We start from the raw sequence: 14,940 nt of genomic DNA, 5'->3' as shown, positions 1-14,940 counted from the left end.
CTTCAATCCCAAGCGCGAGGAATTGCCGGTGACGCTCGCCCGCTTCGGCGCCGGCGCCGAAGCGGGCGAGCGTCACCGGCAATTCCTCGCGCTTGGGATTGAAGACACCCGGCGGCCGGCCGGGCAGCGGCACGCTGGCGAGACCGGAACGGACGAAGCCTTCGAACAGGATCGGCGCGGCGGAGACATAGCCGGACAGGCCGGGGACGGGGCTGGCATCGGCGCGGCCGACCCACACGCCCAGCACGTAGCGGCCGTCGAAGCCTACGGACCAGGCATCGCGGTAGCCATAGGAGGTGCCGGTCTTGTAGGCGATGCCGCGCTGCATGGCGCCTTCCGGCGGTTTCACGCCGGACAGGATGTCGTTGATCTGCCAGGCCGCCTGGTCGTCGAGGATGGTGGCGGTGGTGCGCTCGGCATTGGCCGGCTCGGTGCCGTCATGCAGCGTATGCATCTTGCCGCCATTGGCGAGCCCGGTATAGAGCTGTACCAGGTCGCGCAAGGTCACGCCGACGCCGCCAAGCCCGATCGCCAGGCCGGGCGCTTCGTTGGGCGGCAGGATCGGGTTGACGCCGGCCTGGCGGAAGCGCGCCGTCAGCCGCGCCGGGCCGACGGCGTCGAGCACCCGGATCGCCGGCACGTTGAGCGACAATTGCAGCGCCTGGCGGATAGAGACGTCGCCCTGGTAGCCCATGTCGAAATTCTTCGGCCGGTAGCCGCCGAAATCGGCCGGGCTGTCCTCGATGATCATCTCCTGCGCCACCAGCCCCTGCTCGAAGGCCAAGCCGTAGATGAAAGGCTTCAGCGTCGAACCGGGTGAGCGCACCACCCTGGTCATGTCGATCCAGCCGGAGCGGCTGGCGTCGAAGAAATCGGCCGAGCCGACTTCGCCGAGGATGTCGCCGGTGCGGGCGTCGGCCAGCACCATGGCGATGGAAAGTTTCGGGCCAAGCTTCCTGGCGGCATCCCTTGCGACCTGCTCCAGCCCTTGCTGCACACTCCGGCGGATGGTGAGCTGCAGCGGCTTGCTAGGCACGGCCCTTGGCAGCATGGCGTAGGAGGCGTGCGCGGCCAGCGCCGGCAGTTTTCTGCGCAGGCCGGAGACGTCGTCGAGCGCCGCGCGCTGCGCCTCGCGCTCGCCGAGCAGGCCGGCCGAGACCATGCGGGTCAGCACGCGGTCGCGCGCGGCGTGCGCGATGCCGAGATTGCGGTCGGGCCGGCGCTTTTCCGGCAATTGCGGCAGCGCGACGAGAAGGGCGGCTTCCGAAACGGTCAGCCGCTTCGGCTCCTTGCCGAAATAGGCGAGCGAGGCGGCGCGAACGCCCTCGAGATTACCGCCATAGGGCGCCAGCGTCAGATAGCGTTCGAGGATTTCCTGCTTGGTGAGCCGCCGCTCGATCTGGATGGCGCGCAGCATCTGCTTGAGCTTGGAGCCGAGGCTGCGGCTGTCGCGCGGCTCGATCAGCCGGGCAAGCTGCATCGAGAGCGTCGAGCCGCCCGACACGATGTGGCCGCTGGTGAGGAGCTGTCCGGCGGCGCGGCACAGCGCCAACAGGTCCACGCCGCGGTGGTCCCAGAAGCGCTTGTCTTCATAGGTGACCAGCATGTCGACGAATTGCTTGTCGACCTGGTCGAGGCGGGTCTCGAGCCGCCAGTAGCCGTCGGGCGTCGCGAAGGCGCGCAGCAACTGGCCGTCGCGGTCCTGCACCTCGGTCGAGACTGTCAGCTTTGCCGGCAGCGGCGGCGGGAAGGCGCGGTCGAGTTCCCAGAGCGCGGCGAGGGAAAGTGCCGCGAGGCCGGCAAGCGAGATGCCTGCGATCGCGGTGCGTCTTAGAAATTTCCTGGAGAGCATGGCGCTGCCCCTCATCCGCCTGCCGGCACCTTCTCCCCGTATAGTGACGGGGAGAAGGATAGACCGGCGACCTCGCTATTCCGCCTTCACCTCCATCACGCCCGTGGCGGTGCGGGCCGAATATTGCGGCCGGTACATATCCTCCACCGTCGCCGCCGGATGGGCGTAGGTGCCGGGTGTCACGGCGCGCACGACATAGGCCAGCGTGATGTTGCGGTCGCCGTCGCCTTCGGTCGGATTGAAGGCGGCGACGAAGCGATCGTCGCGGAACTCCAGATGGGCGGCGTCGGTCTGCGCCAGCCAGGAGAAGTTCGACAATTGCGCGCTGGACACCAGGCTCGGATTGTCGATCTCGAAGCCGGCCGGCAACAGGTCGGTGATCAGGAGCCGCGACGGCCATTTGTTCTGCTCATAGACCTTGAGCACGACCACATAACGCTCGTTCTGCCTCGCTTCGGTGACGTTGGCCTCGGTGCCGTCGAGCTTGTAGTAGGTGCGATCGATGGTGAAGCCGTCGCCGCCGGCGGGCAGCGGATCGACCGGCGCGGCGACCGCGGTCACCACCGCCTGCAGCGGCGTCGCGCCGGTGTTGGCGATGGTAAGCGGGCTGTCGACCAGGTCACTGCCGGCGACCTGGTCGGAATAGCCGCCCGAATGCGGCGCGCCATTGACGGAAAGCGTGATGGAATCATTGCCTTCCTTCAGCGCCCGCGCGGCAAGCAGCATCCAGGATTCGTCCTGCGTGCTCGTCCAGCGGGCATCGGCGCGCGCCACGCCGACCAGCTTGATCAGTTGCGGCATGATGCTGGGCACCGGCTTCGATTCCGCCGCCAGCGCCAGTATCGCCGCGCCGTCACGCAGCCGCGAGCCATAGTCGGAGCGGTACCAGTCGTAGTCGGTTTCAGACTGCGCCAGCCGGAGCGCCGTCTGGAAGGTCGATTCCGAACGCTGCGTGTCGCCGTAGAGCGCCAAGCTCGCCGCCAATTGGGCGACCGCCATCGGGCTGGAGAAAGCTTCGATCTGCGTGTCGGCGTAGTAGCGCAGGTCGCCGATCGAGGCCTTCTTGTTGCGGGCAAGCACATAGAGCGCATAGGCGATATCGCTGCCCTTCTCCTGGACGTCCTGGTCGTAGCCCAGCGAGTTCTGCAGGTTGTTCAGCGCCTGGTTCATGGCCAGCGCCGGCACGTCATATTTCTCCTCGCGTGCCCGGGTCAGGAACTCGCTGACATAGGCATCGAGCCACAGATCGCCGGAGCCCGGCCCCCAGAGGCCGAAGCTGCCGCTCGACGACTGATAGGAGAGCACCTTGTAGATGGCGTCCTGGATGCGTTGATGCAGGTCAGGGTCGCTCTCCATGCCGATGCTCTTGGCCATGTCGTTGACATAGAGCAGCGGCATGGCGCGGCTGGTGGTCTGCTCGGCGCAGCCATAGGGGTAGCGATCAAGGCTCATCAGTAGCGACGGCACGTCGAGCGCGGACGACTGCGAGACGCCGACGCTGACCGAAGCGCCGTCGAGCACACTGGCGGCAAGCAGCTCCTTGTCGACCCGCAGCGAGCCGCCATGCGGCTTCAGGTCGACAACCATGCGGTTGGTGACCGGAAGCTGCGCCGGCCGCACCGGCAGATAGAGCGTCTGCTCGACCTGGGTGCCGTCGGCATGGGCGAGCTTGACGGTGACGGAGGCGTCGCCCGCGGTCCTGGCGACCAGCGGGAAGGTGAGCGACTGGCGCTTGCCCTGGGCGAGCGTCAGTTTTTCCGGCAACGGCTTGTCGCCGGTCGAAAGGTCGCCGGTGGTGGTGACGGACAGCGCGTAGTCGCCGGTCGGGCCATCGGTGTCGGCTATGTCGAGGCGCATGGTCGCCGCGTCGCCCGGCGCCAGGAAGCGCGGCAGGCCGGCGGTGATCACCACCGGATCGCGCACGATGACGTCGGTCTGGGCATGGCCGACGGCCTCCTTGGTCCAGGCGACCGCCACGACGCGAACGGTGCCGTTGAATTGCGGGATGTCGAAGTCGATCCGCGCCTTGCCGTTGGCGTCGAGCTCGACCGGGCCGGAGAAGAAGGCGACCAGCTTTTCGGTCGGCGGGCTGCCTTGCGCCTGCATGTTGGCGCCGTCGCCGCCGGTGCGTATCTTACCCATTGTGCCGAGCGAGCCGTCGATCAGGCGGCCATAGAGGTCGCGGATCTCCAAGCCCAGCATGCGCTGGCCGAAGAACCAGTCCTCAGGATCGGGCGCCTTGTAGTTGGTGAGGTTGAGGATGCCGACATCGACGGCAGCCACCATCACATAGGCGTTGGTGCCCGGCTGAGCGCCGTTGACCGCAACGGGGATCGATAGCTGCTGGCGCGGCAGGGTCTTTTCCGGCGGCGTCAGCGAGACTGCGAGCTTCTTCGAACCCGGGTCGACCGCCAGCCACTGGATGCCGATGGCTCGGGCCGGCATGCGCGATTCCTGCGCGTCGCCCGGCCGGAACAAGGTGGCCGTGACATAGGCGCCGGCGCCCCAGTCTTCGCCGACCGGGATGTCGACGGTGCTGCCGCCGACCGGCACCGAAGCGGTGACGGTCTTCAACAGCTTCTCGGCGCCGATGGTGACCAGAAGTTCGCCGGCAAAATGCGGCGAGACCTTCAGCTTGGCGACTTCGCCGGCGGCGTAGCTGTCCTTGTCGAGGGCGATCTCCAGGCCGTCGGGCGTCTCGGTGGTGGTCGAGGCGACATACCAGCCGGCGTCGAACTCATAGCTGGTCGCCGGACCATCCGGGTCAGCCGTCTCGACCTCGAGCCGGTAGCGGCCCCAGTCGACGGGCAGCGACACGGTCGCCTCGCCATCGGCCTTGAGATCGACCGCACCATTGGCGACGGCCTTGGTGAGGTTGACCGCCTCGTAATTCCAGGAATTGTTGGAGCGGTACCACTGATAGTTCCGCTCGACCTTGACCAGCGACCACTGGGCGCCTTTCAGGTCCTCGCGCTTGCCGTTCGGATCGACGGCGATGATGCTGAACTTGGCTGTTCCGCCTTGCGGCACCTCGTCGCCTTCGAAATCCGGGCGGATGCCGATGACGTCGCGCTGCGGGCGAACGCCGATGTCGAGCGAGCGCTCGACGGCGCGGCCGCCGGCTTCGCGCATGCGCACCGTGACCTTGGCGTTGACCAGCTTGGTGGTCGACGGCAACTGGTCGATGGTGATCGGGAAGGTCGCCTTGCCGTCGTCGCCGACGACGGGAAGATTGGCGAGGGGCGTCACGGTCGGCTCGCTCGACTGCTCGTCGGCGAGGCCGAAGGTGAAGTCCTTGAAGCTGTCCCAGCTGCTCGTGGTCGACAGCGTCATCTCGCCTTCCAGCGCCAGGCCCGCGGCCGGCGCGCCATAGAGGAAGCGGCCGTCGACGGTGGCGTTGGCGGTCTCGCCCTGGGCGATCTCCTTCTTGTCGGCGGTCAGGTCGAATTCGATGCGATCCGGCACGAAGTCCTCGACCAGGAACATCTGGCTGGCGACCGGCGACTGCTTGGGATCGGTGTAGATCGACACCGTCCAGGTGCCGCGCATGGCGTTGGCCTCGAGCGGCAGGTCGACGGCATGGCCGCCGGCGGACTCGCCATTGCTGACGATGCGCCGGTTCTCGACGCCGTCGGGACGGGTGAAGATGAAGGTCAGCGGCAGGTTCTCGACCGCCTTTGCCGCGCCGTCGCGGGCAAGCGCCGCGACGTGAACATCCTCGCCTGCGCGGTAGATGCCGCGCTCCGTCCAGGCATAGACGTCGAGCGCGCCGGGCGAGGCGCGCCCCTCGACGCCGCGATCGGACAGGTCGAAACCGGCCTTGCCCATGTCGAGGAAGACGAAGTCGTTGTCGCCCTGCTTGGCCATCAGCACGGCCGGCACCATGCCGTTTTCGCCGCGGGTGAGGCCTGGATTGAAGACGGCGTGGCCTTCGGCGTCGGTGGTCGCGGTGCCAAGGATCTCGTTGTTCCTGGCAAGCAGCGTCAGTTCGGCGCCGGGAATCGGCTTGGCCGAGCCCAGCGAACGGGCAAAGACGTTGAGACCGTCCTGGCCGGTATAGGTGGAAAGGCCGATGTCGGAGACCACGAACCACTGCGTGGCGCGTGAGCCGTAATCGTCGCTCTTGTCGTCGACAGGCTGCGCGGTCAGCACGTAGACGCCGGGCTTGCGCTGCGGGATCGCCTCATCAACCGGGAAAGAGGTGGTCACCTCCTTGTTGAGATCGTTGGCGATGTCGAGCGTGCCCGACCAGACGGGCTCGCCCATCTGGTCGGAAATGGTGGAAATATCGTAGCCATCGAGCTGATGCAGGAACTGATAGCCGGACAGAAGCTGCGCCAGCGAACGATCACCGATGCGGTAGAGCGTCATCTTGGCGGCGTTCATGTTGACGGTGACGACCGGAATGCCGCGACGGGCGCCCGCCGGCAGCACGAAGCTGTCGCCGGTGAAGCGGGCGGACGGAGCGCGGTCCTGGACATAGATCGACAGCACGACGGGCGCGGCGATCGTTTCACCGATCGCCGCCGGCAGTCCGGCGCGGAAGGTCACGTCATAATGCTGGCCATGTTCCAGGCCCTCGACGCAAATCTGCTTGTCCTTGGCCTCGACTGCCTTTGGCGCGGCGTTGTTGACGGCCACGAACTGCGAATAATCGACCCCGGTCTTGACCAGCTCTTCGGAGAATTGGGCGCAGATGCGCGGCGAGGAGGAATCGGCATCGACGGTGTGCTCGACAACGCGGAAACCCTTGCGCGCCTTGAGATCGGCATAGTCGGCCTGGACGGCTGGCGAACTCACCAGGGCAAGGCTCGCCTCATAGGCTTGCAGCGACGGCCGGTAGAGATCGCGCTTGTCGAGACCGGCACCAAGCAGCGCCAGCGCCTCGGCGCGGGTCTTTGCCGTGCGCACCAGCTTGTAGGCGTTGAAGGCCGCCGACGTGGCGTTCATCGGGAAAGTCGCGGGTTCAGTGGTGTTCGACGCCGGCTCCACGGCCAGTATCTCGCGCGCCAGCGCCAGCCAGAGCGCGCCGTCATCGGGCAGAACGGAGATCGCGGCCTGGTATTTCTGCATGGCAAGGCGATGGTCGCCGGTGAGCGAGGCCTGCTCGGCGGCGGCCTGCAGGGCAGCAAGGCCCTCGGTCGGCTTGTCATAGGCCGGATCGGTCAGCTTGTTGCGGAACTGCTGGGCCTGGTCAGCCATCCAGTTCGGAAAGAAAGCAAGCGCCGGCGGAGCGCCGATATCGGGGTCGCCATCGACATTCGCGACCTTGCCGGCGATGGCGCCGGTGAAGGATTTCAACTGGTTATAGTCGGATTTGAGAAAGCACCAGTTTGCCTTGGTGTTGTAGGTGAAGGCGCGGCAGGCGGTATCGCCAAGGCACGTGGTCTTGCACTGGTCGAGGCTGACATTCTGCTCCGACCTCAGGTCGAAACCGAAATAGTCGGAATTGTCGGTCGTCACGATTCGCCGGGCTTCGGCCGCAAGTGCCGCCCCGCCCAGCGCGAAAAAGATGAGAAGAAGGTAAAAGAGACCACGAGCCGCGCGCATTGCCATACCACCCTCCCGACATCGCCAGCGTCCGGGCATGATCAAGCTTCGTGCAGGCTTGTCAACGCCGGAGCGCCGCGGGTTTATCACCCGCGAACGGTTTCCAAACCGGCCAAAGGCCGGTATTTCGACAGAACCTCTATGAGACGGATCACACTTTCTTGCGGAATCGCAAAAGGTGTGAATTCCAAGCCCGGTCTATTTCAGACAATTGGATTGTGGCCCCTTTACGAACATTTCGGAACTTCATTCCAATTTTAGTTTTGTCGACTAGGTTGTCTTAATGCCGGCGCATGAAACGCAGATGTCAGGAGGGTTCGCGCCAGGGCGCGGGCTTCCGCGCGCCCTGCTTTTCGTGCTGTTTTGCGCCGCAATGCTGGCCGGCGAGGCGCGTCCGGCGGCGGCTTTCGAGATTTTCGGCATCAAGCTCTGGGGCTCGTCAAAGGACGAGGACGCCGATATCGTCGACCCGCTGCGCTATTCGGTGACCATCGACGCGCCGGATGCCGACAAGGATCTGATCAAAAAGCTCGAAAACGCCTCGGCGCTAAAGAACGACGAGGATCATCCGGTGTCGGGATCGCTCGGCCTGATGGCCAAGGCGCGCGGCGACCGCGAACAACTGGTCGCCGCGCTCTACGCCGATGCCCGCTACGAGGGTGTGGTTACCATCACGATCGACGGCAAGTCGATCGACGAGTTGCCGCCGGACGCGGAATTCAAGGGGCCGCAGCCCATTCCGGTCGTCGTCAGCGTCGCGCCGGGGGCGAAATTCACGCTGGGCAATATCCGGCTGAAGGGCGATGCCGCCGGGTTGGCAAGCGCCGATTTCGGGCTGATCGCCGGCGGCGATGCCAGCTCCGGCGCCGTGCTCAAGGCTGAGGCCCTGATCGTGCGGGCGCTGAAAGAAGAGGGCAGGCCGCTTGCAAAGATCACAGACCGCGAGATCGTGGCCGAGCACTCCAGCTCGACGCTGGACGTGACGCTGACGGTGGCCGCCGGCCCGGTCGCCGGCTATGGCGACACCACGGTCGATGGCACGGAAAAGGTCGATCGCGACTTCACCGAATACATGACCGGGCTGAAGCGGGGCCAGCAATATTCGCCGCAGGAAATCGATGATGCCCGCGACCGGCTGCTCGGCCTCGAGGTCTTCAACAGCGTGACCATCAAGGAAGGCGACAGCCTCGACGCCAACGGCAACATCCCGATCGACGTCCAGGTCAGCGAGCGCAAGCCACGCTTTTTCGGCCTCGGCGGCACGTTTTCGAATACGGAAGGGCTGGGGCTAGAAGGCTATTGGGGACACCGCAACCTGTTCGGCCAGGCCGAAAAGCTGCGCATCGACGGTTCGATCAGCGGCATCGGCAGCAACAGCCTTTCAGCGCTCAACTATAATGCCGGCGTCATGTTCGAGAAGCCGGGCGTGCTCGGGCCGACGTCGAAATTCTTCGCCGGCGTAAAGACGGTGTTCGAACATCCCGACGCCTATGACCATTTCTCCGTGAAGGGCGACGTCGGCGTTTCCTACGACCTCGACAAGCAGCAGAGGGTCTCGGCCGAATTCGACCTCGATTATTCGAGGATCACCGACACTTTCGGCAAGCATACCTATCTGATCGCCAGCGTGCCGCTGCAATATGTCTATGACAACCGCGACAACAAGCTGAACCCGACCAGAGGCTTCCGCTTCCTCGCCTATGCCGAGCCGAGCTACGACATATTGAATGGCGCGACCTTCCTGAAGCTGAAGGGCGAGGGCTACACCTATCAGTCGCTGGACACGGCAAGCCGGTTCGTGCTCGCCGAACGGGCGACGCTGGGCTCAATCGTCGGCACCGGGCTGCAGAATGTGCCCGCCGACCGGCGCTTCTATTCCGGCGGCGGCGGCTCGGTGCGCGGTTATTCCTACCAGGGCATCGGCCCGAAGGACATTGACGGCCAGCCGATCGGCGGTCTCTCCTTCTTCGAAACCTCGGTGGAGATGCGCATCGGCGTCACCGACACGATCGGCATCGTTCCCTTCGTTGATGCCGGCACGGTCTCGATCAAATCCTTCCCGGATTTCTCGGATGTGAAGGTCGGCGCGGGCGTCGGCCTGCGCTATATCACCCCGTTCGGTCCGCTGCGAATCGACGCGGCCGTGCCGCTCAACCGCGATCCAGGCGATCCGCATTTCGGCATCTATGCCGGCATCGGCCAGGCGTTCTGACGATGAAGATCTTTTGGCGCATCCTCCGCATTGTTATCTACACGCTGCTCATCCTGCTGGTGGTGGCGATCGGCGCTCTCGTCGTCCTGACCGGCACCGAAGGCGGCCGCCAGAACCTCGCCGGCCTGATCTCGAAGCTGGCCTCGAGCGAGGACCGGAAGGTTACGGTCGCCGGTATCGAAGGCATATGGTCGGGCGCGCTCAGGGTCGACCATGTCGTGGTGGAAGACCGCGCCGGGCCCTGGATGGTGGCGCGCAAGGTGGCGCTCGACTGGTCGCCGACGGCGCTGCTCTCCCGGAATTTCAATGCCGACCGCTTCGCCGCCGAGCGGATCGAGCTGGCGCGGCTGCCGCAGCCGAGCCAGCAGCCATCGCAGGGCGGCTCGTCCAGCCTGCCAGTGTCTATCGACGTGAAGCAGATCGACCTGCCGGAGATCGCGCTTGGGCAAGAGCTTGCCGGCAGCGGCATCGCCGAGCTGGCAGCCAAAGGCTCGCTCAAGGCCGATCCGTCGCCGCTGGCGATCGAAAGCGTGCTCAATGTCTCCCGCCACGACGGCAAGCAAGGCAATGTCGACGCCAAGATCCACTTCGCGCCAGCCGACAACAAGCTCGACCTCGATCTCAAGGCGTCGGAGCCGGCCGGCGGCATCATCGCCAATCTGCTCAAGCTGCCGGATGCGCCGCCCGTCAACATCGTCGTCACCGGCAGCGGGCCGTTGGCCAATTGGAGCGGCGTCGGCACCTTCATGGTCGATGGCCGGATCGTCAGCCAGCTGACCGGCCGGCACCAGCTGACCGACAAGGGCCACCGCATCGAGGCCAAGGGCGATGGCGAGTTCGAAGCGTTCCTGCCGGAGAAGATAAAATCGCTGTTCGCCGGCAAGACGAGCTTCGACCTCGCCGGCACGGCGACCACGGCGGGCGGGGTCGATATCGAGCAGGCCATCATCGAGAGCGAGTCCGTGCACGGCACCGCGACCGGCAATGTCGATCCGAAGGGCGCCAGCGACCTGGCCGTCGAGCTTGCCGCCAAGGACAAGCCCGTCACCATCGATGTCGGCAACAGCGCCGTGCCGATCCTGGTCGCCGTCGAGAAGGCCACGGTGCGCGCCTTCGGCGACGGCAAGGCGCCGATGGTCGATATCGGCACGTCGCTCACCTCCGTCGCCGTCGGCGGCACCCAGCTCAACAATATTACCGGTGCGATCCATTCCGACGGCTTCGACATCGAAAACCGCAGCGGACCGCTCAGCATCAAGCTTGCCGCCGCCGGGCTGAAGACCGACGTCGCCACGCTGGCGCCGCTGGTGACCGGCAAGCTCGCGGCCGATCTTTCCGGCACGATCAGCCGCGAAACCGTGGCCATCGACAAAGGCACCTTGCGCAGCGATGCGCTCAATGCCGGGCTGACGGCAAATGTGGCGCTGGCAGACCTGTCGATGACGCTGAAAATGAATGCCGACGCCGACTCCAAGGCATTGCCGCCGCAGATCAGCTCGCTGCTCGGCGAGCGGGTGCAATTCTCGGCCAGCGCCACGCGCGATCCGCAAGGCGCGTTCGCCGCCAACTCGCTGGAGATCAGCTCCGGCTCGCTCAGCGCCAGCGGCACCGGCAGCATGCAGGGATCGGACCTCCAGGCCAGCGTCAAGGGCACGTTGGGTGACGTCTCGCCGCTGTCGTCGCTTGCCGGCACGCCGCTTGCGGGCGGAGTCAATTTCGCGCTGACGGCAAGCGGTCCGCGTCTGGCGCCGGATTTCACGGTGTCGGCCGACAGCGCCAGCCTGACGGCGGCCGGCCGCACGGTGAAGGACATCAAGCTTTCGGCCAAGGGAAAGGCCGATGTCGCCAATCCGACCGCCGACCTCTCGCTGACCGGCAATGCCGAGGGGCAGGCGCTAGACATCGAGGCTACGCTGGTGACCGTCAACGGCAAGCGCTCTATCAAAGGGCTCACCCTGGCGCTCGGCGACAACAAAGTTTCGGGCGATCTCGCGCTCGACGACAAGTTCCTGCCGCTCGGCACGCTGACGCTTGCCGTGCCCGATATCGGGCCGCTCGCTGCACTCGCAAACCAGACCGCAACCGGCGACATCAACGGCACGATCGCCTTCGCCAAGGAGGGCGAGGCGCCGACCGTCACCATCAATGCGGCGAGCACCTCGATCGCGCGTGGCGACCTGGCGGCGAAAGCCATCACCGTCAACGCGCTGATCGCCAACTATCTTAAGGGGCCGGCGATCTCGGGCACGATCAAGGCCGACAATGTGACCTCCGGCAGCACGGTCATCAGCGACATCGGCATCGATTTGAAGCGCGATGGCGACTGGACCAACTTTACCGGCGGCGCCACGGCGTCCGGCATTCCGGCCACCGCCACCGGGCGGGTTAAGATCGCCGATGGCACGACAAGCGTGGAAATCACGTCCGGCGAGGCGACAGTGCGCGGGATCAAGGCGGCTATCGCCGAGCCATCCCGCCTTTCCATCGCCAATGGCGTGACGATAATTGAGAAGCTCGCGCTCAACCTCGGCGGCGGCTCGGCGACGGTTTCCGGCAGCGCCGGTGAGACCCTGGACCTGACGGCCAATCTCGCCAACCTGCCGGTGGCGCTCGGCAATGATTTCGTGCCCGGCCTCGACGGGGCCGGAACGCTTGAGGGCACCGCGCACGTCACCGGTCCGTCATCCAACCCCGACGTTCAGTTCAACGCCAAGGTGGCGGGCGCCGAGACCAACCAGACCCGGCAGGCGGGGCTCGGGCCGTTGGATCTGGACGCTGCCGGCAGCTACACGCTGGCGGGCGGCGTCGCCCTGGATCACGCCACGCTGTCGGGCGAAGGGATTTCAGGCAAGGCCGCCGGCACCCTCAATCCCAACGGCGCCAGCGACTTCTCCCTCGATCTTTTATCATCGGGGCCCAGCCTGCCGTTGACGCTCGGCCGCGCCGACAGCCCGGTCAAGGTTGAAGTCCAGTCCTTGTCGGCGAAGATGGCGGGCGAAAGCACGCGAGCGCGGCTCGATGTGTCCGCCATCCTGCCGTCCATCGTCGCCAGTCAGGCGAAAGTGGATGGCCTGACGCTCGCGCTGCATTCGGATGCTTTCGACCTCAAGGGACGGGCAGGCCCGGTCTCCGGCACGGTCTCGTTGGACAGGATCGGCCTCGACAATCCGTTGATCGCAGCGCTGATCGCCGGCAAGGTGGTCGCCAAGGTCAATGGGCGCCTGGCTCCCGATTCCGTCGCCCTCGACAGCGGCTCGCTGACCAGCGATGCGCTCAACAGCCAGGTCGCCGGCCGGGTATCGCTGGGCGACGGCGCCGTCGACCTCAATATGAAGGCCGAGGTCGCGTCTTCCGCCTTGCCGGCTGCGGCGCGCGGCATGCTTGGCGAGACGGCGCAGTTGAGCGGTGCGCTGAAGCGCGATGCCAATGGCAATGTCAATATAGACGGCCTCAAGCTCAATTCAGGCGCACTCAGCGCCGACGGCCAGGCGAGCCTTGCCGACGGCAAGCTGGCCGCCGGCATCAGGGGCGCGTTGAGCGACGTTTCAGGGCTCTCGAAAGACGCAAAGGGCGTCATCACTTTCGCCCTCAACGCGCAAGGCCCGGTCACCGCGCCCGACCTGTCGATGACGGTGGACAGCGATCGGCTCCTCGTGGCGGCGCGCGAGATCACCGGACTGAAGCTGACGGCGACCGGCAAGGCCGATGCCGCCAATCCGGCAGCCAATGTGCAGCTCACCGGCACTGTCGCCGGGCAGAATTTGCAAGGCAGCGCGGTGCTCGCCACGACCAATGGCAGCCGCGCGATCAATGGGCTTCTGCTGTCGCTCGGGCCGAACAAGATTTCCGGCGATCTCGCGCTCGACGATGCTTTCGTGCCGGTGGGCACCGTTTCGCTCGACCTGCCAGATATCGGACCGCTCGCTGCGCTGGCCTTGGAAAAGGCCGAAGGCAATGTGCGCGGCACGATCGCCTTTACCAAGGCGGCCAACGGGCCGAATGTCGCGGTCAAGGCGAACACCTCGGAGATCAAGCGCGGCGATCTTTCCGCCAGGAATGTCGCCATCGACGCGCAGATCGCGAACTATATGGCAGCACCGGTGATCGCCGGCACGGTGCGGGCGGAGAGCGTGACTTCCGGCGGCACCGCCATCACAGGCATCGATGTCGATCTCAAGCGCGACGGCGACTGGACCGGTTTTTCCGGCGGGGCCACCGTCAAGAACATCCCGGCCAAAGCCGCCGGACGCGTGAAAGTGGCGAACGGAACCACGACCATCGAGCTCGCCTCTGGCCAGGCGACCGTGCAGGGCATCAAGGCCGCGATCGCGCAGGCCTCTACGGTGACCATCGCCAATGGCGTGACCACGCTCGAACGGCTGGTGCTCAACCTCGGCGGCGGCACGGCAACGGTGACGGGCAAGGTCGCGCAGGGGCTCGACATCAACGCCAACCTGGCTCGGGTGCCGATCTCGCTCGCCAACAGTTTCTCGCCCGGTCTCGACGCGGCCGGTTCGATCTCGGGCACGGTCAAGGTGATCGGCCAGCCTTCGACCCCCTCGGTCGCCTTCAAGATCGATGCCGCCGGCGTGCAGACCTCGCAGACGCGTGGCGCCGGCCTTGGCGGCATGAATGTGTCGTCATCCGGCACTTTTGCCGGCAACAAGCTCGCCTTCGACGCCAACATCAGCGACGGCGCCGGCCTCGGCCTCAAGGGCGGCGGCTCGGTGACGACGGCAGGCACGCCAACCTTGGCGCTCGACTTCAACGGCAAGGTGCCGTTCTCGTTCCTGGCCGCAAAGCTCGCCGCGCAAGGGCTGGCGCTCAACGGCACCGCCAATGTCGATGTGCAGGTGCGTGGTCCTGCATCCGCGCCGGTTATCAGCGGCAAAGTCACGACATCCGGCGCGCGCCTTATCGATGCGCGCTCCGGCCTGGCGGTGAACGACATCGCCGCCGACGTCTCTATCGGCGGCGGGGTGGCCAGGATCAACCGCCTGACCGGCACGCTGTCGACGCGCGGCAGCCTGTCGGCGAGCGGCACCGTGGGCATCAATCCGGCGCAGGGCTTCCCGGCCGACCTGTCGATCAAGCTCACCGACGGCCGCTACACTGACGGCCGGGTGGTGACCGCCAATCTCGGCGGCGACCTGACCGTCAAGGGGCCGCTCGTCTCGGCGCCGGTGGTTGCCGGCACGATCAACCTGGCGAGGACGGTCATCACCGTCCCGGAAAAGCTGCCGGGGTCGCTCTCGGCCCTGGATGTGAAGCACAAGAACGCGCCGGCGTCCGTGCGGGCGCAGGACAAGGCGCTGCGCCCGCACGG

General features: G+C 66.1%; 4 protein-coding genes. 2 read left to right on the top strand and 2 right to left on the bottom strand.

Annotated elements, in window-relative coordinates; all coding sequences use genetic code 11:
* Together pbpC and EOA23_RS22255 are read right to left on the bottom strand one after the other, a co-directional pair.
* Positions 1-1,852: penicillin-binding protein 1C (gene pbpC / locus EOA23_RS22260; protein ID WP_127305726.1), on the bottom strand; the 1,852-nt coding region annotated here is incomplete at its 3' end.
* A gap of 75 nt (positions 1,853-1,927) precedes the next feature.
* Positions 1,928-7,408 (bottom strand): alpha-2-macroglobulin family protein, encoded by a 5,481-nt coding sequence (locus EOA23_RS22255; protein ID WP_127305725.1) that lies wholly within the window; start codon positions 7,406-7,408, stop codon positions 1,928-1,930.
* A gap of 277 nt (positions 7,409-7,685) precedes the next feature.
* Between EOA23_RS22255 and EOA23_RS22250 the strand changes: the two genes are divergently transcribed.
* Together EOA23_RS22250 and EOA23_RS22245 are read left to right on the top strand one after the other, a co-directional pair.
* Complete coding sequence (locus tag EOA23_RS22250) at positions 7,686-9,614, top strand: autotransporter assembly complex family protein (protein ID WP_127305724.1); 1,929 nt, start codon at positions 7,686-7,688, stop codon at positions 9,612-9,614.
* Between the two features lie 2 nt (positions 9,615-9,616).
* On the top strand, positions 9,617-14,940 hold a 5,324-nt coding region (locus tag EOA23_RS22245; RefSeq protein WP_127305723.1), incomplete at its 3' end, for a translocation/assembly module TamB domain-containing protein.

The sequence above is a fragment of the Mesorhizobium sp. M2A.F.Ca.ET.042.01.1.1 genome (assembly GCF_003997405.1).
GTDB lineage: Bacteria > Pseudomonadota > Alphaproteobacteria > Rhizobiales > Rhizobiaceae > Mesorhizobium.
This window is presented reverse-complemented; position numbering and strand designations above follow the sequence as displayed.